Genomic DNA, 22,169 nt, shown 5'->3' on the forward strand with positions numbered 1-22,169 from the left:
GCAGGGCTGTCGATTTTCCCCATATCGCGAGGCAAGACGGTTGACGCGAGAGTCAGCCGGACGAGACCTTATCGAACCGGGGACGTCGTCAATTGCGGCGCTTCATAAGAAGGCCCAGCCACGTCGTCCGCCAACAAGGAGCGAGCAAGACTCGAACATGAGCAAGATCATCGGCATCGACCTCGGCACCACGAACTCGTGCGTGGCCATCATGGACGGCAAACAGCCGAAGGTGATCGAGAACGCTGAAGGCGCGCGGACGACGCCGTCGGTCGTGGCGTTCCTCGACGACAACGAACGCCTGGTGGGCCAGCCCGCCAAGCGGCAGGCGGTCACCAACCCGGCGAACACCCTGTTTGCGATCAAGCGGCTGATCGGCCGCAACTTCTCCGACCCGATGGTCGAGAAGGACAAGGGCATGGTGCCCTATGAGATCGTCAAGGGTCCTAACGGCGACGCATGGGTGCGCGCCCAGGGCAAGGACTACTCGCCCCAGCAGATTTCCGCCTTCATCCTGCAGAAGATGAAGGAAGCCGCCGAGCAGCACCTCGGCGAGAAGGTCGAGAAGGCGGTCATCACCGTCCCGGCCTACTTCAACGACGCCCAGCGCCAGGCGACCAAGGACGCCGGCAAGATCGCCGGCCTCGAGGTCCTGCGCATCATCAACGAGCCGACGGCGGCGGCGCTCGCCTATGGCCTGGAGAAGAGCGAAGGCAAGAAGATCGCGGTCTACGACCTGGGCGGCGGCACCTTCGACATCTCGATCCTGGAAATCGGCGACGGCGTCTTCGAGGTGAAGGCGACCAACGGCGACACCTTCCTGGGCGGCGAGGACTTCGACATGCGTGTCGTCGAGTACCTGGCCGACGAGTTCAAGAAGGAGACCGGCGTCGACCTGCGCAAGGACAAGCTGGCGCTGCAGCGGCTGAAGGAAGAAGGCGAGAAGGCCAAGAAGGAGCTCTCGTCCACCTCCCAATACGAAGTGAACCTGCCGTTCATCTCGATGAACGCGTCGGGGCCGCTGCACCTGAACATCAAGCTGTCCCGCGCCAAGCTGGAGGCCATGGTCGAGGACCTGATCGCGCGGACGATCGCGCCCTGCGAACAGGCGCTCAAGGACGCGGGCCTGAAGAAGAGCGACATCGACGAGGTGGTGCTGGTCGGCGGCATGACCCGCATGCCCAAGGTCGTCGAGGCGGTGAAGGAGTTCTTCGGCCGTGAGCCCCACAAGGGCGTGAACCCGGACGAAGTGGTGGCCCTGGGCGCGGCGGTCCAGGCCGGCGTGCTGCAAGGCGACGTCAAGGACGTGCTGCTGCTGGACGTGACTCCGCTGACCCTGGGCATCGAGACCCTGGGCGGCGTGTTCACGCCCCTCATCGAGCGCAACACGACGATCCCGACCAAGCGCTCGCAGACCTTCTCCACGGCCGACGACAACCAGAACGCCGTGACCATCCGGGTCTTCCAGGGCGAGCGCCCGATGGCGGCCGACAACAAGATGCTGGGCCAGTTCGACCTGGTCGGCATCCCGCCGGCGCCGCGCGGCGTGCCGCAGATCGAGGTCACCTTCGACATCGACGCCAACGGCATCGTCAACGTTTCGGCCCGGGACAAGGCGACCAGCAAGGAACAGTCGATCCGCATCCAGGCCAACGGCGGCCTGTCGGACGCCGACATCGAGAAGATGGTCAAGGACGCCGAGGCCCATAAGGCCGAGGACGAGAAGCGCAAGGCCGCAGTCGAGGCCAAGAACCAGGCCGAGGCGGTGGTCCATTCCACCGAGAAAGCCCTGGCCGAGCACGGCGACAAGATTGGCGCGGACGACAAGTCGGCGATCGAGACCGCGCTCACCGATCTGAAGTCGGCCCTGGAAGGCGACGACGCCGAGGCCATCTCGGCCAAGACGCAGACCCTGATCCAGGCGTCGATGAAGCTCGGCGAGGCCATGTACAAGGCCCAGCAGGAGCAAGGCGGCGAGGCCCAACCGAACGCCGGCGAAGACGTGGTCGACGCCGAGTTCGAAGAAGTCAGCGACGACAAGCCCTCGGCGTGACGACATGCCCCATCGCGCTCTCATCCATGCGGTGCGAGAAGGTCGATGGGGATCGTCGCCGCCGTCCTTCGCGGACAGGCGCCCGCCCGGCGCAAGACTTGCAGCCGGGCGGGCAGCCGAACCCCCATTTCCCATAAAGCCATAGAACGCCTGACGACATGCGGGACTATTACGAGATCCTGGGCGTCGATCGCGGTTGCGACGCGGCCGCGCTGAAAAGCTCCTTCCGTAAGCTCGCCATGGAGCACCACCCCGACCGCAACGGCGGTTGCGAGGAAGCGGCCGGGCGGTTCAAGGAGATCAACGAGGCCTATTCGGTGCTGTCCGACCCGCAGAAGCGGGCGGCGTACGACCGCTTCGGCCACGCCGGCGTCAACGGCCATGGCGGCGCCGGCGCCGGCGCGCACGACGTGCATGACATCTTCAACGAGGTGTTCGGCGACGTCTTCGGCGACATGTTCGGCCGTGGCGGCCAGCGCCGCTCTGGCCCGGCCCGCGGGCAGGACCTGCGCTACGACCTGGAGATCACCCTGGAGCAGGCCTACGCCGGCGCCGAGGTGGCGATCGACGTGCCCGCAGCCATGACCTGCGAGACGTGCGAAGGGTCCGGCGCCACTCCAGGCACCAGCCCGACCGTCTGCGGCTCATGCGGCGGCCATGGCCGGGTGCGGGCGAGCCAGGGCTTCTTCTCCATCGAGCGGGCCTGCCCGCGCTGCGGCGGCACCGGGCGGCTGATCCTGGACCCGTGCAGCGACTGCCGCGGCCATGGCCAGGTGCGTCGCGAACGCCGCCTGCAGGTGCGCATCCCGGCCGGGGTGGACGACGGCGCGCGCATCCGCCTGGCCGGCGAAGGCGACGCGGGGGCCCGCGGCGGCCCGCGCGGCGACCTCTACATCTTCCTGTCGGTGCGTCCGCACGACCTGTTCGAGCGCGACGGGCTGGACCTGCTCTGCACAGTGCCGGTGCCGATGGCCACCGCCGTGCTCGGCGGCGAGATCGAGGCGCCGTGCCTGATGGGCGGCGAGAACTGCGACGGCGCCTGCAAGATCATGGTCAAGGTGCCCGAAGGCGCCCAGACCGGCCGCACCGTGCGGCTGAAGGGCCGCGGAATGCCCTCGTTGCGCTCGCGCGAGCGCGGCGATCTGGTGGTGGAGTTCTTCGTCGAAACCCCGGCCAAGCTGACGGCTCGGCAGAAGGAACTGATGCGCGAGTTCGCCGGGCTCTGCGGCGAGCAGCAGCATCCGAAGTCCGCCGGCTTCATCGACAAGGCCAAGCGCTTCTGGGAAGACGTGACGGGCGGCGGCTGAGCCGCCCGTCTCCCCTTACTGCATGTAGACGCGGTTCGCCGCGCAGATCGCGTTGATGTCGCCGTGGTCGAGCTCGCGCTCGCGCGCGGCCGCGTCGAGATCGCGGAACACCCCTTCCAGGCCGTGGCCGGTGCAGACCACCAGCATCCTCACCGGCCGGTCGGTCGCGTTGCCGAAGCTATGAGGCACGCCCCGCGGCAGATGCACCAGGCTGCCGGGGCCGGCGATGAGCTCCCCGGCAGGGCCGGTCAAGGTGAGTTCGCCCTCCATGACGAAGAACAGCTCGTCCTCATCCTCGTGGACGTGGGGCGGCACAAAGTAGCCCGGGGGCACCGGGTGGTCGGCGAAGAACAGCGGCCCGGCGCAGCCGCCGGACTTGATGACGATCGGCGCGCCCAGGACGTTGACCGGCTCGCCGGCGGCGGGGCCGATGACCTGGATGGCGCTAGGTTCGATGGGCATGGAACGTCTCCTCTCTAGGACCCGGCGGTCGTAGCGCCACGACTGATCGTCCGACAGGCCGGCACGATGGACAGATCGTTCGGTTCGAGCGAACAATCATCCATGACCAGTCCATTCGAGGGCATGATTGTCTTTGCGCGGGTCGTGGAGGCTGGCGGCTTCAGCCGCGCCGCCGAGGAGCTCGGGGTGACCAAGTCCTCCGTGAGCGAAGCGGTGCGCCGGCTGGAAGCGCGGCTTGGCGTTCGCCTCCTGGACCGCACGACGCGCAGACTGGCGGCCACCGACGCCGGGCGCGCCTTCTACGCCCGCTGCCGAGCCGCCCTGGCGGAGGCCGAGGCCGGGCGGGCGGAAGCCCAGGCGTTGCACAGCGAGCCGATCGGACCGTTGCGGGTGGCCGCCCCGGAAGCCTTCGCCCGGCTGCACATGGCGCCCGCCATGGCGGCCCTGCTGGCGTCGCACCCCGGGCTGCGTCTTGAGCTGGTGGAGGGCGCTCAGGCGGTGGACCTCATCGAGGCCGGCTTCGACCTGGCCATCCGCATCACGCCGCAGCCTGCCGAAAACCTTGTCGTGCGCCGCCTCGGGACCTCCCGCGTGCTGGTGGTCGCTTCGCCGGGCTATCTGGCGGCGCATCCTGCGCCCAGTTCGCCGCAGGAGGTGGTCGCGCACCGCACCATCGCCTATTCGCCCCTGTTCTGGTCGCGGGAGTGGCGCTTCGAGCGCCAGGGCGAGCGGGCCGACGTGCCGGTTCAGCCGACGCTCCTGTCCAACAGCGCCGAGACCCTCCGCGCCGCGGCCCTCGCAGGTCTGGGGCTGGCGGCCGTACCCCGATGGCTGGTGGCGGACGACCTGGCGGACGGCCGCCTCGTGCCGTGCCTGGGGGATTGGACCGCTCCGGAAAGCGGGATCTATGCGGTCTATCCGTCGAACCGGCTGATGGCGGCCAAGGTCAAGCTCTTCGTCGACCACGTGGCGCGGCATCTGCGGGCGAAGGGGCTCTAGAGGAGATCGCCATGGCCGCCCCACCCCCGATCGTCCGCGACATCTGCGAACACCTGCTGGACGAACTCGATTCCGCGCTTCCAGGACTGGTGGTCGGATTCTTTCTCACGGGCTCGGCCGTGCTCGGCGACTGGCGCGCCGGGCGGAGCGACATCGACTTCATTGGCGCGACCGCACGTCCAGCGTGCCCGGAAGAGGCCGAGCAGCTGAGGCGCGTGGCGGCGGCCGCGTCCCGCGGCCTGGGCGGACAGAAGATCGACGGCCACTGGCTGGCGGACCTCAGCGCCCCGCCGCCGCCGGGGGTGGACGTCGCTGTCGCCCTGCGCACGCTGGCGCTGCACGGCGCCGCCATCCGCGGCGCGATTCCCTCGGACATCTGGTGCGACCCGGGCGCGGTGCGCGCCGCCCTGCTGGCCAATCTCGACGACTATTGGGCGCCATGGCTCAGAGCGGCTCGACGGCCGCTGACGTCCCGAGGCCTAGCCATGCTGGGCGGCTGGGCGCCGGCCTGGGGCGTCCTGGGCCTTGCGCGGATCGCGTACACGCTGCGAACCGACGACATCGCCTCCAAGGCGGCGGCCGGCCGCTGGGCGATGGCCGAATTCCCCGGCCACTGGGCGGCCATCGGCGAAGCGCTGCGCCTGCGCGCGGGGGGCGGCGCCCCGGTCTATCCGCATCCCTTTGCGCGCCGCCGGGAGATGCTGGCGGCGATGGACGCCCTGCTGGCCTCGTGCCGGGGCCTCAGGTGAGGATGCGGATGTCCGCCCAGCGGTAGGCGACCTCGTAGAGCACGCCGCCCGGGCCGGGTTCGGGACGGGGCGCGTCCGCCACGCCGCCAAGGTGCTCGTAGAAGCTTCGCGCCGGCAGGTTGTCGCGCAGCACCGAGATCATCAGGCTCCTGAAGCCGCGGGCGGCCATGGCCCGGGCGCTGGCGCGCAGGAGCGCTTCGCCGACGCCGGCCCGCTGTCGGGCGCGAAGCACGTAGAGCGTGGCGACTTCGGCCTCGCCAGGGCGGCCTGCGCGCGAGGGCAGCGCCTGGGCGTAGCCGATCAGTCCGCTGCGGGCGGCGGCGGCCATGACCACCTCGGGCCCGTCGCGGCGGATCAGGGCCCTGCGAAAGCGCCGGGCGTGCACCGGCTCGGACATGGAATTCAGGAAGGCGTCGGGCAACAGGCCGCGATAGGTCTCGCGCCAGGTGGTGACGTGCACTCGCGCCAGATCCTCGTCGTCGGCGGGACCGGCCGGAAAGATCACGTAGTTCACGGCGCGCTCCCGTATTTCCAGTCATCCACAGCTTGGCACGGCTGGGGCGTGCTTCAAGTCCCCACGGAGCCGCGGCCGGGGCTGACGCGAGGCGCGGGCGCCGCTAGCTTGCGGCCGCAGATGAACGCTCCCGCCGCCCCGATCCCCGACGCCGCCGGCGCCAGCCCGGTGATGGCCCAGTTCTTCGAGGCCAAGGCGCGCCAGCCTGACGCGCTCGTCTTCTTCCGGATGGGCGACTTCTACGAGCTGTTCTTCGAGGACGCGGTGAAGGGCGCGGCCACCCTTGGCCTCAACCTGACCACGCGAGGCGTGCACCAGGGCGAACCCATTCCGCTGGCCGGCGTGCCCGTCCATGCGGCCGAAGCCTATCTCTCCAAGCTGATCCGCGCCGGCTTCAAGGTGGCCGTGGTCGAACAGACCGAGGACCCGGCCGAAGCCCGGAAGCGCGGATCCAAGGCGATCGTCCGACGCGAGGTCGTGCGGGTGGTCACCCCGGGCACCCTGACCGAAGACGGCCTCCTCGACGCCCGTGGCGCCAACCGCCTGGCTGCGGTGGCGGTCCGGGCGGGACAGGCGGCGGTGGCCAGCGTCGAGCTCTCCACCGGCGAGGTGGAGTGCCTGGCGGTGGGCCGGGACGGCCTCGCCTCGGCGCTTGCTGCACTGGGCCCCTCCGAGGTGCTGGTTCCTGACCGCATGTTCGCCGACGAGGCGCTTTCGGGGGCGCTCAAGGCCGCGGGCGGCTATTTGCAGCCGATGGCCCAGGCCCTGGCCGAGCCCTCCGCCTCGGAGGCGCGGCTGAAGCGGCTCTACGGCGTCGAGACCTTGGACGGCTTCGGCCAGCTCTCCGGCGCGGAGATCGCCGCCCTGGGCCTGATCGCCGCCCATCTGGAATCCACCCAGGCCGGGCGCATGCCGGTGCTGAGCGCCCCGCGCCGGGCGGCCGAGGCGGACGTCATGTCGATCGATCCGGCGACCCGGGCGAGTCTGGAGATCGACAAGAGCCTGGCCGGCGCGCGCGACGGGAGCCTCCTGGGCGCCATCGACCGGACGGTCAGCGCGCCGGGGGCGCGGCTGCTGGCGGCGCGGCTGGCGCGCCCGCTGCTGGACCCGGCCGCGATCGACGCGCGGCTCGACGCGATCGACTGGCTGCTGGAGCGACGCGCCCTGCGCGAGCGCCTGCGCGAGGCGCTGAAGGGCATGGGCGACATGGCCCGGGCGCTTTCGCGCCTGGCGCTGGGGCGGGGCGGCCCGCGGGACCTGGGTTGCCTGCGCGACGGCCTGGCCGCGGGACGGGCGATCGCCGAACTGGCGGCGCGCGAACCGGAGCCGCTGGATCCGCCGCCCGCCGAGATCGCCGAGGCCCTTTCCGCCCTGGACCCCGCGGGCAATCCCCGGCTCGAAGCCTTCCGCGCCCTGATGGCCGAAGGCCTGGGCGAGGACCTGCCGAACCTGGCCAGGGACGGCGGCTTCGTGGCCGCCGGGGTGCGGCCGGAGCTCGATCAGGCGCGCGCTCTGCGCGACGACAGCCGCCGGGTCATCGCGGCCCTGGAGCAGAAGCTGGCGGCCGAGAGCGGCGTCGCCCTGAAGATCCGCCACAACGCCGTGCTCGGCTATTTCGTCGAGGCCACGGCCAAGGCCGCCGAGCCGCTGATGGGGCCGCCGCTTAACGCCACCTTCATCCACCGCCAGACCCTGGCCAACCAGGTGCGCTTCACCACCGTGGAGCTGGCGGAGCTCGACGCCAGGATCGCGCAGGCGGCCGAGCGGGCGCTCGCGATCGAACTCGACACCTTCGAAGCCTGGCGCGAGGCCGCGCGCGCCGTGGCCGCCGAGATCCAGGCGGCGGCGGAGGGCGCGGCGCGGCTCGATGTTGCGGCGGGACTCGCCGAATGGGCCGAGGATGTCGGCGCCAGCCGCCCGATCATCGACCGCTCGACGGCGTTCGAGGCGGAGGCCGCGCGCCACCCGGTGGTGGAGGCGGCGGTGAAGCGGGCCGGGGAGGCCTTCACGCCCAACGACTGCCGACTGGACGGCGCCGGCGTGGGGGCGGCGCGGCTGTCCATCGTCACCGGCCCGAACATGGCCGGTAAGTCGACCTTCCTGCGCCAGAACGCGCTGCTCGCCGTCCTCGCCCAGGCGGGCTGCTTCGTGCCGGCCAAGCGTCTGCGCCTGGGCGTCGTGGATCGGCTGTTCAGCCGGGTCGGGGCGGGCGACGACCTGGCGCGCGGGCGCTCGACCTTCATGCTGGAGATGGTGGAGACGGCCGCGATCCTGACCCAGGCCACCCCGCGCAGCCTGGTCATCCTGGACGAGATCGGCCGCGGCACGGCCACCTACGACGGTCTGGCCATCGCCTGGGCCTGCGCCGAGGCGCTGCACGAGACCAACCGCTGCCGCGCGCTATTCGCCACCCACTATCATGAGCTCGCCGTGCTGGAGGGCCGGCTGGCGCACGTGGCGAACCTGTCGCTCAAGGCCAAGGAGTGGAACGGCGACCTGATCTTCCTGCACGAGGCCGGGCCGGGCCCCGCCGACCGCTCCTATGGCGTGCAGGTGGCCAAGCTCGCCGGGGTGCCGCCCGCCGTGGTGGTCCGCGCCCGCGAGGTGCTGGACCGGCTGGAGCGCGAGGCCGGCGCGCCGGCGCACCTGGAGGACCTGCCGCTGTTCGCCGCCAGCGCGCCCGAGCCGGAGCGCCGCGGCCCCTCGCCCGCGGAGGAGGCCCTGCGTGCGCTCGATCCCGACGGCATGAGCCCGCGCGAGGCGATGGACGCGCTCTACCGACTGAAGGGAATGCTGTGACGATCAAGGCGCTGATGGTCGACGTGGACGGCGTCGTGGTGCGTCACCCGCAGGGTCTGCGCTGGGACCGGGACCTCAAGGCGGACCTCGGGATCGACCCGCTGGATCTGCAGGAGAGGTTTTTCGCGCCGCATTTCGAGGACATCGTCCTTGGACGAAAAGGACTGATGGAGGTGCTGCCCGCCGCCCTCGCCGCCTTCGCCCCCGGCGCTAGCGCCCAGGCCCTGGTGGACTACTGGTTCGAAAAGGATGCTCACCTGGACCATGACCTGTTGAACGAGCTGGCCAAGCTGCGTGCGCGGGGGCTCCCCCTGCACCTGGCGACGGTTCAGGAGCATCTGCGCGCCGACCACCTGTGGTCGCGCCTGGGGCTGAAGGACCGTTTCGACGCCATTCACTACGCCGCGGCCTACGGCGTCAGGAAGCCGCAGGCGGCCTTCTTCGAGGCGGTGTGCGAACGCACCGGCCACCAGCCGCAAGAGCTGGCGCTGATCGACGACAGCCCGGCCAACGTGGAGGGCGCCCGCGCATGCGGCTGGGCCGCCGTGCTCTGGGACGCGCGCGAGCCGCTCGCGGCCGCCCTGGCGCGCGCAGGAGTGGTGGTTTGAGCCGCATCACCATTCGGCCGGCGCGGCGTGAGGATGTTCCGGAAATCGTCGCCCTCCTGGCCGACGATCCGCTCGGCGCGGACCGCGAGGACACCTCGGAGCAGGCCCTTGCGGCCTATCTGGCGGCCTTCGAGCGGATCGCCGCGGACGGGCGCAACCTGCTGGTCGTGGCCGAGGACGCCGGCGCGGTGGCCGGTTGCCTGCAACTCACCTTCATCCCGGGATTGTCGAATCAGGGCCAGGAGCTCGCGCTGCTGGAGGGCGTGCGGGTCGCCGCCGCGCGGCGAGGCGCCGGCCTGGGCGAACAGATGGTCCGCTGGGCGATGGCGGAGGCCGGCCGGCGCGGCTGCGGCGCCATGGAGCTCATGAGCCACGTCACCCGCACCGACGCCCAGCGCTTCTACGAGCGGCTAGGCTTCGCGCGCAGCCATGTCGGCATGAAGCGGGCGTTATGACGCGCCGGCCTGCCGCCCGGCGGCGCGGCGGCCTATATGCTCCTTAACCGTTAGCTCTTAAGTCGTCGTCCATGCCGCCTCGCCTGCGCCCGACCCGCCTGGAATACGTCGTCGACGGCGTGCGCCTGCGCGCCCAGCTTTCGGCTGCGGCGCTGGACGCGGTGGGCGATGAGGCCGAGCAGCGTCGTCGGGCGCTGGAGATCCTGAAAGCGGCCCTGTTCCGCGGCCGGATGATCGCCAAGGAGCGGCTCGAGAACGGCGCCGGCGGCATCGAGACCGCGCGCCTGCTTTCGGGCGTCACCGACGAGGTGGTCACCGCCCTCTACGACTTCACGACGGTGCACGTCTTTCGCGCGCGCAACCCGACCGAGGGCGAACGCCTGGCGCTGATGGCGGTGGGCGGCTACGGGCGCGGCACCCTGGCGCCCTTTTCGGACATCGACCTGCTGTTCCTGCGTCCCTACAAGGAGACGGCCCACGTCGAGAGCGTGATCGAGTTCATGCTCTATGCGCTGTGGGATCTGGGCTTCAAGGTCGGGCACGCTTCGCGAACGGTGGACGAGTGCGTCAAGCTCGCCCGCGAGGACTTCACCATCCGCACGGCGATCCTGGAGGCGCGGCGCCTGACCGGGGACGAGCGGCTGGCCGAGGAGCTCAAGCGCCGGTTCGAAGCCGAGGTGATCAAGGGCACCGAGGCCGAGTTCGTGGCCGCCAAGCTGAAGGAGCGCGACGACCGCCACGCCCGCGCCGGGGCCAGCCGCTACATGGTCGAGCCCAACGTCAAGGAGGGCAAGGGCGGCCTGCGCGACTTGAACACCCTGTTCTGGATCGCCGAGTATCTGCACCCCGGCGAGCAGGTGGAAGGGGTGCTGAGGCTCGGGCTGTTCGATGGCCGCGAGGTGCGCGCCTTCATCCGCGCCTTCGACTTCCTGTGGGCGGTGCGCAGCCATCTGCACTTCGCCACCGGCCGGCCCGAGGAACGTCTGACCTTCGACCTGCAGCCGGAAATCGCCCGCCGCATGGGCTATGGCGACCGCGGCGACGCGCCGGCCGTGGAACGCTTCATGCGCCGCTACTTCCTCATCGCCAAGGAAGTGGGCGCGCTCACCCGCGTGTTCGCCGCCAAGCTCGAGGCGGACCGGGTCAAAACCCAGCCGAAGGGGCTTTCGCGCCTGCTGCCCGGCCGGCGGACAAAGCGCAAGCCGCTGGACGTGGAAGGCTTCCACGAGGAGGGCGGTCGCCTGAACATCGACGGCCCGCAGACCTTCGAGGCCGATCCGATCAATCTCCTGCGGCTGTTCAGGATCGCCGACCAGCGCAATCTGGATCTGCATCCGGACGCCTTCACCGCCGCCACCCGGCTGGAGGGGCTCATCACCTCCAAGGTGCGTCGCGACCCGGCGGCGGCACGGGTGTTCCTGGACATCCTGGCGCACGGGCGAGACCCCTACCGGACGTTCACCCTGATGAACGAGGCCGGCGTGCTGGGGCGATTCATCCCGGAATTCGGCCGCATCGTCGCGCAGATGCAGTTCAACATGTACCACTCCTACACGGTGGACGAGCACACCTTGCGGGCCGTGGGGATCATTTCCGACATCGCTCACGGGCGCTTCGCCGAGGACCACCCGCTGTCGACCGCGATCATGCCGCTGATCGACGACCGCGAGGCGCTCTTCCTGGCGATGCTGCTGCACGACACCGGCAAGGGCGGCCTGGCCGGCGGCCAGGAGAAGGCCGGGGCGCGCTCGGCGCGGGCGGTGTGCGAGCGGCTGGGGTTCGAGCGCTCGCGGATCGAACTCGTGGCCTGGCTGGTGGAGCACCACCTGGTCATGAGCGACTACGCCCAGAAGCGTGACGTCAGCGATCCGCGCACGGTGGCCGACTTCGCCCGCATCGTGCAGACGCCGGAACGTCTGCGCCTGCTCCTGGTGCTGACCGTGGCCGACATCCGCGCCGTCGGACCCGGGGTTTGGAACGGCTGGAAGGGCCAGCTTCTGCGCGAGCTCTACGCGGCGACCGAATCTGTGTTCCGCGGGGGCAGAGGATCGGAAGGCGCCCAGATTGTACGCCGTCATCAGGCCGCCGCGGCCGAGGCGACGCGCACGCGGCTGGCGGAGGCCCATCCTGCGGCGGTCGAATGGGCCCGCAGCATGGAGGACGCCTATCTCACCAGCTGCTCGGACCAGGAGATCGCCGCCCACGCGGCGCTGGCCAAGCGGGCGGCGAAGAACGGCGGCGCGGCGGCCGAAGGCCGGGTGCGCGCCGACCTCAACGCCGCGGAGGTGGTGGTGGCCGCTGTCGACCGCGACCGGCTGTTCAGCGACCTGTCCCAGGCGATCACGGCGGTCGGCGCCAGCGTCCTGGGGGCCCGCGTCTACACCTCGCGCGCCGGCCAGGCGCTGGACGTGTTCTACCTACAGGACGTCACCGGCCAGCCCTACGGCTGCGACGCGCCGCAGGCCCTGCCGCGCCTGATCGAGGCGCTGAGCGCGGCTGGGCGTGGCGAGCCGATCCGAACCGAGGTCAAGCGGGCGGCCGACCTGGGCCGTGCGGCGGCCTTCGACATCACGCCCACGGTGATGATCGACAATGAGGCTTCCGAACACGCCACCGTCATCGAAGCCTCGGGCCGCGACCGCCGCGGCCTTCTGGGCGAGCTGGCGGCCACCATCTCGGATGCGGGCCTTTCCATCGTCTCCGCCCACATCGACAGCTACGGCGAGCGGGCGGTCGACGCCTTCTACGTGGTCGACCGCGACCGCGCCAAGTTCACCGATCCGCGCCGGCGCGCGGCCCTCAAGGCCGAGCTGATGGAGGCCCTGAACGACGCCGACTTGCCCTCTCGGATGCGGGTGAACCTGCACCGGGCCCGTGCCAGCGTCGCCCGCTAGCGCTTCCGCGCCGCCTCTGGCGGCGGAGCAGATGCAGGCTCCAGCTTGACCCCTGGGGCAGGTGCAGCGCAGACATCCGAGCCGTGACCGAGCCGACGCCTCCTGCCGCCAAAGCCAAGTCCGGGGGCCTGATCCGCTCCTCGATGATCTTCGCCGGCCTCACCCTGGTGAGCCGCTTCATGGGGCTGGCCCGGGACCTCGTCATCACCGCCCGCCTGGGCGCCAGCCAGACCATCGCCGCGGACGCCTACTACACCGCCCTGGCGTTCCCGAACCTGTTCCGCAGGATCTTCGCCGAGGGCGCCTTCGCGGCGGCCTTCGTGCCCGGCTATTCGCGCAAGCTCGCCGGGGAGGGCGAGGCGGACGCCGACCGCTACGCCGGCGACGCCCTGGCGACGGTAGCGGCGGCGACGGTGGCCCTGACCATCGTCGCGCAGCTCGCCATGCCCTGGCTGATGTATGCGATCAATCCGGGCTATGCGGACGAGCCCGCCAAGTTCAAGCTGGCGGTGGTGCTGACCCAGATCACCATGCCGTACCTGCCCTGCATGGCGATCGCGGCGCTGTTCTCGGGCGTGCTCAACGCCCGTGGGCGGTTCATCGTCTCCGGCTTCTATCCCACGGTCCTGAATGTGGTCATGCTGGCGGTGGTGCTGCCCCAGACCGACCCGGTGCGCGCGGCCTATGCGGCCTCGTTCGGGGTGGTCGTCGCGGGGATCGGTCAGGCGGGGCTGTGCTGGTGGGGCGCGCGGCGCTCAGGGGCTCGGATCCGGCTCCGCGCCCTGCGGCTCACGCCCGAGATGAAGGCGTTGATCCGCCTGGCCATTCCCGCCGCCGTGGCGAACAGCGCCACCCAGATCAACATCTTCATCTCCGGCATCCTCGCCTCCCAGGTGGACGGCGCGCGGGTGTGGATGAACGTGGCCGACCGGCTCTACCAGTTGCCCATGAGCCTGGTGGGCGTGGCCATTGGCGTGGCGCTGCTCCCGCGCCTGTCCAAGGCCCTGCAGGCCGAAGACCACGCCGACGCCCAGGGTGCGATGGACCAGGCGCTGGTGTTCGGCCTTGCGCTCAGCCTGCCGGCGGGGGCGGCGCTGATGGCGATGCCGGTGTACCTGATCGACGCCCTGTTCACCCGCGGCGCCTTCCTGGCGGTGGACGCCCAGGCGACGGGGGCGCTGCTCTTCCACTACGGCTGGGGCGTGCCGGCCTTCGTGCTGCTGCGGGTGCTGCAGCCGGCCTTCTTCGCCAGGCAGGACACCCGCACCCCCATGCGCGTGTCGCTGATCTCGGTCGCGGTGAACATCGCCGGCGGCGTCGGCCTCTTCTTCCTGATCGGCGTGCCGGGCATCGCGGCGGCCACGAGCCTGGCCGCCTGGATCAGCGTGGCGCAGATGAGCCTGGCCCTGAGGCGGCGCGACACCTACCGGCCCACGGGGCGGGTCTGGTCGAAGATCGCCCGGACCGCGGCGGCGAGCGCGGCGCTTGGCGCCGGCCTTTTCCTCGTGCAGCTGCAGCGCGCCGCGATCGAGGCGCCGCTGGCCGGAGTGTCGGTGGCCGGGCTCGGGGCAAAGGAGATCAGCGTGCTGGCCGTCTGCGCGCTGGGGGCGGCCCTCTATCCGGCGCTGCTGTTCGCTTTCGGCGGCGTCACCCCGGCGGAGGCGCGCGCTGCGCTGCGCCGGCGCAAGGGCGATGCGCCGGTCGCGCCCGCCGATCCCGGCTTGTCTTGAGCCGGTCCCGGGACTATTGGCGTCGCCATGGCTTTTTCCGATCGCAACACTTGGCGATGGCGCCGCGCCTGAGCCCGCCGATCCGGCGCGCGGACGCGCGCCTCAACGCCATCCCTACAGAAGCCTGATCCATCATGACCGACCAAGCTCCGGCCCCCTACGCGGGCCCCAAACGCGTGCTCTCCGGCGTGCAGCCCTCCGGCGCGCTGCATCTGGGCAACTACCTGGGCGCCCTGGTGAAGTTCACCCGGCTGCAGCACGAGACCGACACCTTCATCTTCGTGGCCGACATGCACGCGATCACCGTGTGGCAGGACCCGGCGAAGCTGGCCTCGCAGGTGCGCGAGATCACCGCGGCCTATCTGGCGGCGGGTCTGGACCCGAAGGTGGCGACCATCTTTCCGCAGTCGGCGGTGAGCGCGCACGCCGAGCTGGCGTGGATCTTCAACTGCGTCGCCCGGCTCGGCTGGCTCGACCGCATGACCCAGTTCAAGGACAAGGCGGGCAAGCACAAGGAGCGTGAGAGCGTGGGCCTCTACACCTACCCGGTGCTGCAGGCCGCCGACATCCTGCTCTACAAGGCCACCCACGTGCCTGTGGGCGAGGACCAGAAGCAGCACGTCGAGCTGACCCGGGACATCGCCGGCAAGTTCAACCACGACTTCGAGGCGCCCGGCTTCTTTCCGCTGCCCGAGCCGATGATCGAAGGGCCCGGCGCGCGAGTGATGAGCCTGCGCGACGGGACGGCCAAGATGTCGAAGTCCGATCCGTCGGACAATTCGCGGATCAACCTGACCGACGACGCCGACGCCATCGCCCAGAAGATCCGCAAGGCCAAGACCGACCCCGAGCCGCTGCCGGAGACGGTCGAGGAGCTCAAAGACCGGCCCGAGGCCCAGAACCTGATCGGCATCTACGCCGCCCTGGACGGACGCTCCAACGCCGAGGTCCTGGCCGAGTTCGCCGGGCAGGGCTTCGGCGTCTTCAAGCCGCGGCTTGCCGACCTGGCCGTGGCGAAGCTGGGGCCGGTCGGCGCGGCCATGCGAGACTACCTGTCCGATCCGGGGGAAATCGACTCGATCCTGGCCGCAGGGGCGCAGAAGGCGAGGGCGGTCGCGGCTCCGACTCTCTCGGAAGTGAAGAAGCTGGTGGGCTTCTGGGGGGCGTGAGCCCCCTCTTGCCTTGGCCGGCGGGCCGCGCCACCGTCCGCCCATGAGCCAGCGCAAGTTCCTCGTCATCGCCGACGACAGCCCCGAATTCCAGGCGGCCCTGCGCTTCGCCTGCCGCCGCGCCCGCTCCACCGGCGGCCACGTGGCCCTTCTGAAGGTGATCGAGCCTGCGGTGTTCGAGCACTGGAGCGGCGTGCGCGAGGAAATCGAGCGCCAGGCGCGTCAGGAGGCCGAGAGCGTCCTGCAGAAGCTGGCCGAGTTCGTGGTCGAGCAGACCGGCCTGCCGCCGGAGTTCATCATCAAGCACGCCGAGAACACCCGCCAGGCCCTTCGCCAGGTGATCGCCGACGACCCCGACATCAAGATCCTCGTCCTGGCGGCCGCGGTCGGCGGGCGGGGCCCTGGCCCGCTGGTCGCCTCCATCGCCAAGGAAGGCGTCAAGTGGGGGTCGCGCAAGCTGCCGGTGACCGTGGTTCCGGGCGACCTCACGGACGAGGAGATCGCCGACCTGGCCTGAGGCCTGCGGCAAAGGGTTCGCGGCTATTGCGCCGGCGCTCCCCAGCCGCCACATGTTCGGCATGTTCATCCAGACCGAAGCCACGCCCAATCCCGAGGTGCTGAAGTTCCTGCCCGGCCGCGAGGTCATGGCGGAGGGTTCGCGCGACTTCCGCGACGCCGAGGATGCCAAGGCGTCGGCGCTGGCGGCGGACCTGTTCGACATCGAGGGCGTCACCCGGGTCTTCTTCGGGCCCGACTTCGTGACGGTGGGCAAGCATCCCGGCCATGACTGGCCGCACCTGAAGGCGCCGATCCTGGCCGCCATCATGGACCACTTCACCTCCGGCCGGCCCCTGTTCGAGGACGCGGCCGAGGCGGCGGGCCACGACGCCGACGTCTACGAGGGCGAGACCGCCCAGATCGTCGCCGAGATCAAGGACCTCCTGGACACCCGGATCCGTCCGGCCGTGGCCCAGGACGGCGGCGACATTCTGTTCAACCGCTTCGACGCGGCGACCGGCGTGGTGTGGCTGCACATGCGCGGCGCCTGTTCGGGGTGCCCTTCCTCCTCGGCGACTTTGAAGGCCGGGGTGGAGAACATGCTCAAGCACTATGTCCCCGAGGTCACCCGGGTCGAACAGACGCTTTGAGCTGCGCGCGCGATCGTGTAGCGCCCGCCCATGATCGTTCTGGGCCTCGACACCTGCCTTGACGCCTGCGCCTGCGCCGTCCTCGAGGACGGCCGCGTGCTTGCGCGCGCGACCGAGCCCATGGCGCGCGGGCACCAGGAGCGCCTGGCGCCCCTCGTGCGGGACGCGATGCGGGACGCCGGCCTGGACTTTTCCCGCCTCGACCGGATCGGCGTGACCGTCGGCCCGGGCTCCTTCACCGGCCTGCGCGTCGGCCTGGCCTTCGCCAAGGGCCTGGGCGGCGCCCTGGGGGCGCCGGTCGTCGGGGTGGGGGCGCTGGAGGCCCTGGGGGCGAGCGAGCCGGAGGGGCTGACCTTCGCGGCGATCGACGCCAGGCGCGGCCAGATCTATCTGCAGGCCTTCCGCGACGGGGCGGCGCTGATGGCGCCCGACGCCCTGGACCTGGGGGCGGCCGCGGCGCGGATCGCCGAGTTCCACTCCGGCGAGCCGGTCGCTCTGGTCGGATCGGGCGGGCCGCTGCTGGCCGACGGGCTTCCCAGGGCGCGGCTGGTGTCCGCCGCCGGCTGCGATCCGACCGCCGTCGCGCGGTTGGCCGCGGCCCGCGCGCCCACGCCGGCGCGGCCTCTCTATCTGCGGGCGCCGGACGCGCGCCTGCCGCAGACATGAGGCTCGTTGCGGCCGGCGCGGCTGAGGCGGAGAGCCTGGCCCATGTTCACGCCCTGGCGTTCGACCCGCCCTGGAGCGCGGCGGAGATCAGCGGGGTGCTCGGCGCCCCGGGCGCCTTTGCGCTGCTGGCGCTGGATGCGGATGACCGGCCGGTCGGCATGCTCGTCGCCCGGGCGATCGGCGGGGAGGGCGAAATCCTGACGATCGGCGTATCGCCCGCGGTTCGCCGCCGCGGCCTGGGCCAGTCGCTCGTGCGGGCGGCGGCGGGCCTTGCGGCCCAGGGGGGCGCCGAAGCGCTGTTCCTCGAGGTGGCGATCGACAACGCCGCCGCGCTCGCACTCTACGAGTCCGCCGGCTTCGTCGCCGCCGGAACGCGCAAGGGATACTATGATCGCGGTCCGGCCGGGCGTGTGGACGCGCGGGTTCTGCGTCTCGACCTTAACAGCGCAAGCGCTTAGACCTATCTTTCTGCATATCTGACCTGTGGAGGGCCCCCAGTGGACCGCATCGAGAGCCTCTGCGTCGAGAAGGGCATGCGCATGACGGAGCAGCGGCGCGTGATCGCCCGCGTGCTTTCGGCTGCGCACGACCACCCGGACGTGGAAGAACTCTACCGCCGCGCCCACGACATCGACCCGCACATCTCGATCGCCACCGTCTACCGGACGGTGCGCCTGTTCGAGGAGGCCGGCATCATCGCCCGGCACGACTTCCGCGATGGCCGCTCGCGCTACGAGGAGGCCACTGAGGTCCACCACGACCACCTGATCGATATGAAGACCGGCAAGGTGGTGGAGTTCGTCGACGCCGAGATCGAGGCCCTGCAGGAGGCGATCGCCAGGAAGCTGGGCTACAAGCTCGTCGATCACCGCCTTGAACTCTACGGCGTTCCCATTGAGGACTGAGGCGCGCGGCGGCGCCGCTTGCGCCGTATCAGCGCCGATCGCATAAGGCCGACCATGTCCGCGCCCGCGCCCGAGAAGCGCCTCTACATCAAGACCTACGGCTGTCAGATGAACGTCTATGACAGCGAGCGCATGGCCGACGTGCTGGCGCCGCTGGGCTATGGCGTGACCGATGCGCCCGAGGAAGCCGATCTGGTGGTGCTGAACACCTGCCACATCCGCGAGAAGGCGACGGAGAAGGTCTATTCCGAACTCGGCCAGATCAAGCGGCTGAAGGCGGCCCGCGCCGAGGCCGGCGCTTCCATGACGATCGCCGTCGCCGGCTGCGTGGCCCAGGCCGAGGGCGAGGAGATCATGCGCCGCCAGCCTGCGGTGGACCTCGTGGTCGGACCGCAGGCGTATCACCAACTCCCGGAGCTGATCGCCCGCGCGCACCGGGCCCGCGGCGAGCGCCTTGCCGCAGACTTCGCTCCGGAAGACAAGTTCGACGCCCTGCCCGCCGAGCGTCGCCCGAACGGGGTGACCGCGTTCCTGACGGTGCAGGAAGGCTGCGACAAGTTCTGCACCTTCTGCGTGGTGCCCTACACCCGCGGGGAGGAGTGGTCGCGGCCCGTCGAGGCGATCGTGGCGGAAGCCCAGGCCCTGGCCGACAAGGGCGTCCGCGAGGTCACCCTGCTGGGCCAGAACGTCAACGCCTACGCCGGCGAAGGCGGGCTGGCGGGCCTGGTGCGGCGGCTCGCCAGGATCGAGGGGCTCGATCGGATCCGCTACACCACCAGCCATCCCCGCGACATGGACGAGGCGCTGATCGCCGCCCACGGCGAGGTCGAAGCGCTGATGCCCTACCTGCACCTGCCGGTGCAGGCAGGTTCGGACAAGGTGCTGAGGGCGATGAACCGCGCCCACACCGCCGACAGCTATCTTCGGCTGGTCGAGAAGATCCGGGCCGCCCGGCCGGACATCGCCCTGTCAGGGGATTTCATCGTCGGCTTTCCCGGCGAGCGGGACGCCGATTTCGAGGCGACGCTGCAGCTGGTGCGCGAGGTCGGCTACGCCAGCGCCTTCTCCTTCAAGTATTCGCGCCGTCCGGGGACTCCGGCGGCGGCCATGCCCGGCCAGGTGGCCGAGGAGGTCAAGGCTGAGCGGCTGGCGCGGCTGCAGGCGCTGCTGGACGAGCAGCAGCGGGCGTTCAACGCCGCCCAGGCGGGGAGCACCCTGCCCGTGCTGTTCGAGAAGGCCGGACGCCATCCTGGCCAGCTCGTCGGCCGCAGCCCCTATCTGCAGTCGGTGCATGTCGATGCGCCCGAACGACTGATCGGCCAGATCCTGCCGGTAGTTATCGAAGCCGGGGCGAGGAACAGCCTGTCGGGCGCGCTGGCCATGGTCGCCGCATGAGCCGGGCGCCGGAGTTCATCGCCCTGTCGGACGCCGCCTCCCGGGCGGTGGCCGGTCCCAGCAGCCGCCACGCCGCCCTGGTCGAGGACGCATTCGGCGTTCTTATGGAGACGCCGGGCGGGGGCGTGTCGCTGAGCGGGGACGCCAAGTCGAGGGCCTCCGCCCGGCGGGCGGTGGAGGCCATCGCACGGCGCGCCGACCAGGGCCTGGACGTCGGCGAAGCCGACGTACGCGTCGCCATCGGCGAGGCGCGGGGCGCGACGGGCCGAGCGCCCGCGGCCCGCACGTCCGTCGCCGGCCAGCCGACGCTGCCGGTGGGACGTCGCGGCCAAGTGTCGCCGAAGACCGTGGCCCAAGCCCGCTATCTGAAGGCGCTCGCCGAGTGCGAGATGGTGTTCGGCCTGGGCCCGGCCGGCACCGGCAAGACCTTCCTGGCGGTGGCGCATGGTGCGGGCATGCTGCTGCGCGGAGAGGTCGAGCGCATGATCGTCAGCCGGCCGGCGGTGGAGGCGGGCGAGCGGCTCGGGTTCCTGCCCGGGGACCTGTCGGAGAAGGTCGATCCCTACATGGCGCCGGTCTGGGAGGCGCTGAACGACATTCTGGGCGCCGAACAGCTGCGCCGCCGCCGGGACAAGGGCGAGATCGAGGTGGTGCCCCTGGCCTTCATGCGCGGCCGCACCCTGAACCACGCCTTCGTCATCGTCGACGAAGCCCAGAACGCCTCCCGGCTGCAGATGAAGATGGTGCTGACGCGCCTGGGCGAGGGGGCGCGCATGGCGATCACTGGCGACCCCACGCAGGTCGACCTCGCCAATCCGGCGGACTCCGGGCTGGCCCACGCCGTGGGGCTGCTCGAGGGCGTCGAGGGCATCGCCGTCACGCGGTTCGCCGCCGAGGACGTGGTTCGCCACCCGCTGGTGGAGCGGATCGTCAAGGCCTACGACGCCGACGCGGCCAAGCGCGGGCGCGCGGTGTGATCGACGTCGAGATCGAGGATGAGGCTTGGCTTGCGGCCCTGCCGCGGGCCGGCGCGATCGTCCGGGACGCCGCCCTGGCGGCGCTGAACGCCTTGCCGGGCGGAGCACGGCCCGACGCGGGCGTCGTGGTGCTGCTGGCTGACGACGCCGCGGTCGGCGACCTCAACATCCGCTTCCGCGGCAAGAGCGGCCCGACCAATGTGCTGTCGTTTCCGGCGCCGGCCAATCCGGAGGACTTGCTCGGCGACATCGCCCTGGCCTTCGGCGTCTGCGCGCGGGAGGCTCAGGAACAGGGAAAGCCCCTCGAACACCATTTGCAGCATCTGGTGGTGCATGGGGTGCTGCATCTAGTAGGATATGACCACGTGACGGACGCGGAGGCTCTCGAGATGGAGCGGCTGGAACGCGCCGTTCTGGCCGGTTTCGGGACCCCGGACCCCTACGCGGCCGAGCAGGGAGACGATGGCTAACTCCGAAGACCGAAGTCGAAGCGAGCCCGCGGCCCGGCCTGGACGTGGACTGCGGGCGCTACTGAGACGCTTTCGACGCGCCGGCGGCGGCCAGGGCGAGGGCGCTTCGCCCGAGACGCCGGGTCTTGGCGGCGACCTGATCAGCCAGGCGCGCGCCTTCCAGACGCTTTCGGTCGAGGACGTGATGACGCCGAGGGCCGACATCGTGGCGGTGGAGCTGGACGCGCCGTTCGGCGAGGTGGTTGCCCGCTTCGCCGAGGCCGAACACTCCCGCATGCCGATCTTCCGCGAAACCCTCGACGACCCTGTGGGGGTGGTTCATGTCAAGGACGTCTTCCGCCTGCTGGCGGTGGAGGCAAAGCGGCCCAAGGATGACGAGCAGATCCTGCATCGCCTGCGCCGGGACGCGCTGTACGTGCCGGGGTCGATGCGCGCCGCGGACCTGCTGCTGCGGATGCAGGCGCAGCGCACGCACATGGCCCTGGTGATCGACGAGTTCGGCGGGACCGACGGCCTGGTCACGCTTGAGGACGTCATCGAAGCCGTGGTCGGTGAAATCGACGACGAGCACGACGTGGCCCCCGAGACCGCGGTCGTGGCCAAGGCCGGCGGCGTCTTCGAGGCGGACGCGCGAGCGCCGCTTGAGGAACTGGAGCAGGCCGTGGGGGCGGATCTCGCCCCGCCCGACCTCGAGGAAGAAATCGACACGGTCGCCGGTCTCGTCACCACCCTGGCCGGCCGAGTTCCGCAGCGGGGCGAGGTGATCGCCCATCCCGCGGGATTCGAGCTGCAGGTGCTCGACGCCGATCCGCGGCGGGTCAAGCGCGTGCGTCTGCGGCCGGCGGCGCCCGCGACCGGCGGCTAAGTGG

The 22,169-nt window shown here is 71.0% G+C and carries 21 protein-coding genes; 19 read left to right on the plus strand and 2 right to left on the minus strand.

Annotation, left to right across the window (positions count from 1 at the left end; all coding sequences use genetic code 11):
- The first annotated feature begins 40 nt into the window (after nt 1-40).
- Both dnaK and dnaJ read left to right on the plus strand, forming a co-directional pair.
- A complete protein-coding gene (gene dnaK / locus ACK4YQ_RS04250) occupies nt 41-2,053 on the plus strand; it encodes a molecular chaperone DnaK (protein WP_409608606.1) in 2,013 nt (670 codons plus the stop codon).
- A gap of 158 nt (nt 2,054-2,211) precedes the next feature.
- The gene (gene dnaJ / locus ACK4YQ_RS04255) at nt 2,212-3,360 is read left to right on the plus strand and encodes a molecular chaperone DnaJ (protein ID WP_409608608.1); all 1,149 of its coding nucleotides are present in this window, start codon (nt 2,212-2,214) and stop codon (nt 3,358-3,360) included.
- Nucleotides 3,361-3,375: 15 nt separating this feature from the next.
- Here dnaJ and ACK4YQ_RS04260 read toward each other — a convergent pair whose 3' ends face one another.
- Nucleotides 3,376-3,822: a cupin domain-containing protein gene (locus tag ACK4YQ_RS04260; RefSeq protein ID WP_409608610.1), complete on the minus strand. Its 447-nt coding sequence runs from the start codon at nt 3,820-3,822 to the stop codon at nt 3,376-3,378.
- A 102-nt stretch (nt 3,823-3,924) separates the two neighbouring features.
- Here ACK4YQ_RS04260 and ACK4YQ_RS04265 point away from each other — a divergent pair, with 102 nt between their 5' ends.
- Entirely contained in the window at nt 3,925-4,821 is an 897-nt protein-coding gene (locus tag ACK4YQ_RS04265) for a LysR family transcriptional regulator (RefSeq protein WP_409608612.1), read from the plus strand.
- 11 nt (nt 4,822-4,832) lie between these two features.
- Nucleotides 4,833-5,570 carry an aminoglycoside adenylyltransferase domain-containing protein gene (locus ACK4YQ_RS04270; protein WP_409608614.1) on the plus strand — a complete coding sequence of 246 codons (738 nt, stop codon included), beginning with the start codon at nt 4,833-4,835 and terminating at the stop codon, nt 5,568-5,570.
- On the opposite strand, the gene ACK4YQ_RS04275 is transcribed toward ACK4YQ_RS04270, so the two are convergent.
- Nucleotides 5,563-6,084 carry a GNAT family N-acetyltransferase gene (locus ACK4YQ_RS04275; protein ID WP_409608616.1) on the minus strand — a complete coding sequence of 174 codons (522 nt, stop codon included), beginning with the start codon at nt 6,082-6,084 and terminating at the stop codon, nt 5,563-5,565. The two genes, ACK4YQ_RS04270 and ACK4YQ_RS04275, sit on opposite strands and share 8 nt — an antisense overlap.
- Before the next feature lie 120 nt (nt 6,085-6,204).
- On the opposite strand from ACK4YQ_RS04275, the gene mutS reads away from it, so the two are divergent.
- The 15 genes from mutS to ACK4YQ_RS04350 all read left to right on the plus strand — a co-directional run bounded on the left by mutS (nt 6,205) and on the right by ACK4YQ_RS04350 (nt 22,165).
- On the plus strand, nt 6,205-8,883 hold the full coding sequence (gene mutS, locus ACK4YQ_RS04280) for a DNA mismatch repair protein MutS (protein ID WP_409608618.1): 2,679 nt from the start codon (nt 6,205-6,207) through the stop codon (nt 8,881-8,883).
- On the plus strand, nt 8,880-9,491 hold the full coding sequence (locus ACK4YQ_RS04285; RefSeq protein WP_409608620.1) for an HAD family hydrolase: 612 nt from the start codon (nt 8,880-8,882) through the stop codon (nt 9,489-9,491). Before mutS ends, ACK4YQ_RS04285 begins: the two co-directional genes overlap by 4 nt.
- A complete protein-coding gene (locus tag ACK4YQ_RS04290; RefSeq protein WP_409608622.1) occupies nt 9,488-9,946 on the plus strand; it encodes a GNAT family N-acetyltransferase in 459 nt (152 codons plus the stop codon). Before ACK4YQ_RS04285 ends, ACK4YQ_RS04290 begins: the two co-directional genes overlap by 4 nt.
- Nucleotides 9,947-10,017: 71 nt before the next feature.
- Nucleotides 10,018-12,840, plus strand: coding sequence for a [protein-PII] uridylyltransferase (locus tag ACK4YQ_RS04295; RefSeq protein ID WP_409608624.1), 2,823 nt, complete (start codon nt 10,018-10,020; stop codon nt 12,838-12,840).
- A gap of 83 nt (nt 12,841-12,923) precedes the next feature.
- Entirely contained in the window at nt 12,924-14,570 is a 1,647-nt protein-coding gene (gene murJ / locus ACK4YQ_RS04300) for a murein biosynthesis integral membrane protein MurJ (protein ID WP_409608626.1), read from the plus strand.
- Between the two features lie 134 nt (nt 14,571-14,704).
- Nucleotides 14,705-15,739 (plus strand): tryptophan--tRNA ligase, encoded by a 1,035-nt coding sequence (trpS, locus tag ACK4YQ_RS04305; protein ID WP_409608628.1) that lies wholly within the window; start codon nt 14,705-14,707, stop codon nt 15,737-15,739.
- A 43-nt stretch (nt 15,740-15,782) separates the two neighbouring features.
- Complete coding sequence (locus ACK4YQ_RS04310) at nt 15,783-16,256, plus strand: universal stress protein (protein ID WP_409608630.1); 474 nt, start codon at nt 15,783-15,785, stop codon at nt 16,254-16,256.
- A 61-nt stretch (nt 16,257-16,317) separates the two neighbouring features.
- On the plus strand, nt 16,318-16,887 hold the full coding sequence (locus ACK4YQ_RS04315) for a NifU family protein (RefSeq protein WP_409609516.1): 570 nt from the start codon (nt 16,318-16,320) through the stop codon (nt 16,885-16,887).
- Between the two features lie 33 nt (nt 16,888-16,920).
- Nucleotides 16,921-17,553 (plus strand): tRNA (adenosine(37)-N6)-threonylcarbamoyltransferase complex dimerization subunit type 1 TsaB, encoded by a 633-nt coding sequence (gene tsaB / locus ACK4YQ_RS04320; RefSeq protein ID WP_409609518.1) that lies wholly within the window; start codon nt 16,921-16,923, stop codon nt 17,551-17,553.
- Nucleotides 17,451-18,011 carry a GNAT family N-acetyltransferase gene (locus ACK4YQ_RS04325; protein WP_409609520.1) on the plus strand — a complete coding sequence of 187 codons (561 nt, stop codon included), beginning with the start codon at nt 17,451-17,453 and terminating at the stop codon, nt 18,009-18,011. Before tsaB ends, ACK4YQ_RS04325 begins: the two co-directional genes overlap by 103 nt.
- Before the next feature lie 39 nt (nt 18,012-18,050).
- Nucleotides 18,051-18,458 carry a Fur family transcriptional regulator gene (locus tag ACK4YQ_RS04330; RefSeq protein ID WP_409608631.1) on the plus strand — a complete coding sequence of 136 codons (408 nt, stop codon included), beginning with the start codon at nt 18,051-18,053 and terminating at the stop codon, nt 18,456-18,458.
- Between the two features lie 54 nt (nt 18,459-18,512).
- Complete coding sequence (gene miaB, locus ACK4YQ_RS04335) at nt 18,513-19,853, plus strand: tRNA (N6-isopentenyl adenosine(37)-C2)-methylthiotransferase MiaB (RefSeq protein WP_409608633.1); 1,341 nt, start codon at nt 18,513-18,515, stop codon at nt 19,851-19,853.
- A complete protein-coding gene (locus ACK4YQ_RS04340; protein WP_409608635.1) occupies nt 19,850-20,830 on the plus strand; it encodes a PhoH family protein in 981 nt (326 codons plus the stop codon). The genes miaB and ACK4YQ_RS04340 overlap by 4 nt, the downstream gene beginning before the upstream one ends.
- A complete protein-coding gene (gene ybeY, locus ACK4YQ_RS04345) occupies nt 20,827-21,300 on the plus strand; it encodes an rRNA maturation RNase YbeY (protein WP_409608637.1) in 474 nt (157 codons plus the stop codon). The genes ACK4YQ_RS04340 and ybeY overlap by 4 nt, the downstream gene beginning before the upstream one ends.
- Nucleotides 21,293-22,165: a hemolysin family protein gene (locus tag ACK4YQ_RS04350; protein ID WP_409608639.1), complete on the plus strand. Its 873-nt coding sequence runs from the start codon at nt 21,293-21,295 to the stop codon at nt 22,163-22,165. Before ybeY ends, ACK4YQ_RS04350 begins: the two co-directional genes overlap by 8 nt.
- Nucleotides 22,166-22,169: the final 4 nt, after the last annotated feature.

Origin of the sequence: Phenylobacterium sp. (assembly GCF_046291545.1) — a bacterium.
In the GTDB taxonomy this organism is placed as follows: Bacteria; Pseudomonadota; Alphaproteobacteria; order Caulobacterales; family Caulobacteraceae; genus Phenylobacterium.

Bases quoted from the DNA above. Each gene is read 5' to 3' on its own strand.
- dnaJ (WP_409608608.1), top strand. From the start codon at position 2,212: ATGCGGGACTATTACGAGATCCTGGGCGTCGATCGCGGTTGCGACGCG.
- ACK4YQ_RS04260 (WP_409608610.1), bottom strand. From the start codon at position 3,822: ATGCCCATCGAACCTAGCGCCATCCAGGTCATCGGCCCCGCCGCCGGC.
- mutS (WP_409608618.1), top strand. From the start codon at position 6,205: ATGAACGCTCCCGCCGCCCCGATCCCCGACGCCGCCGGCGCCAGCCCG.
- ACK4YQ_RS04265 (WP_409608612.1), top strand. From the start codon at position 3,925: ATGACCAGTCCATTCGAGGGCATGATTGTCTTTGCGCGGGTCGTGGAG.
- ACK4YQ_RS04310 (WP_409608630.1), top strand. From the start codon at position 15,783: ATGAGCCAGCGCAAGTTCCTCGTCATCGCCGACGACAGCCCCGAATTC.
- ACK4YQ_RS04315 (WP_409609516.1), top strand. From the start codon at position 16,318: ATGTTCATCCAGACCGAAGCCACGCCCAATCCCGAGGTGCTGAAGTTC.
- ACK4YQ_RS04340 (WP_409608635.1), top strand. From the start codon at position 19,850: ATGAGCCGGGCGCCGGAGTTCATCGCCCTGTCGGACGCCGCCTCCCGG.
- miaB (WP_409608633.1), top strand. From the start codon at position 18,513: ATGTCCGCGCCCGCGCCCGAGAAGCGCCTCTACATCAAGACCTACGGC.
- ACK4YQ_RS04270 (WP_409608614.1), top strand. From the start codon at position 4,833: ATGGCCGCCCCACCCCCGATCGTCCGCGACATCTGCGAACACCTGCTG.
- trpS (WP_409608628.1), top strand. From the start codon at position 14,705: ATGACCGACCAAGCTCCGGCCCCCTACGCGGGCCCCAAACGCGTGCTC.
- ACK4YQ_RS04295 (WP_409608624.1), top strand. From the start codon at position 10,018: ATGCCGCCTCGCCTGCGCCCGACCCGCCTGGAATACGTCGTCGACGGC.
- ACK4YQ_RS04350 (WP_409608639.1), top strand. From the start codon at position 21,293: ATGGCTAACTCCGAAGACCGAAGTCGAAGCGAGCCCGCGGCCCGGCCT.